The 630-nt window shown below is 36.5% G+C and carries 1 protein-coding gene; it reads right to left on the reverse strand.

Annotated elements, in window-relative coordinates; genetic code table 11:
- The coding region (locus tag L5M29_RS23700; RefSeq protein ID WP_263170361.1) for a restriction endonuclease subunit S at positions 1-630 on the reverse strand (630 nt) is incomplete at both ends.

The following is a 630-nucleotide window of genomic DNA, read 5'->3' on the forward strand; positions in this document are numbered from 1 at the left end:
AATATTACCTATAGTGCCAATCATCCCTATTAAAATGTCATTAACATCAACTTTAGAACGCTTATTTATTTCATCGAAATCGATTTTAGAAATGTATTGAACATCGTCATAATTGATGTACCCATTTTTAACATTTTTTGATGTAACCAAGGGAAATCCGTTTTGTTGGTACTTCGGTGATGCATGAGTACCATCCCTCACGTCGCAAATATCTTCTAAAACTTTCTCCTCCCACTCCCCACTAAACCCTTTAAAGCGGATTTCAGGGATCGTTTCGCCTTGTTTGGGGAACATCTTTTCCAGCATGGCTTTTTTAATGTTGCTTAGCTTGTCATGCTTTTGTTGGTGCTGGTTGATTAGGCTGTCGAGCTTTTGGAAAGTATTGCCGATGGCGGTTTGTTCTTCCCTTTCAGGGACGCATATTAATAAACTGCGAACATTACTTAATGAAATAAATTTCTGTGTTCCACCACTAGCAAAATCATCCAACTGCTGAGTTGTAATTGGCGACTGCAAAAAATAATAGCTGTATAAAAAATCCATTTCGTTTTTATCTTTGATTAAAGCCACATTCTTTATTGCGAAATCTGGAGTCTGTCTAATTAAAGCAATATTACCTATAGTGCCAAT

It is taken from the genome of Shewanella sp. SM95, assembly GCF_025653595.1.
Lineage (GTDB): Bacteria > Pseudomonadota > Gammaproteobacteria > Enterobacterales > Shewanellaceae > Shewanella > Shewanella oncorhynchi.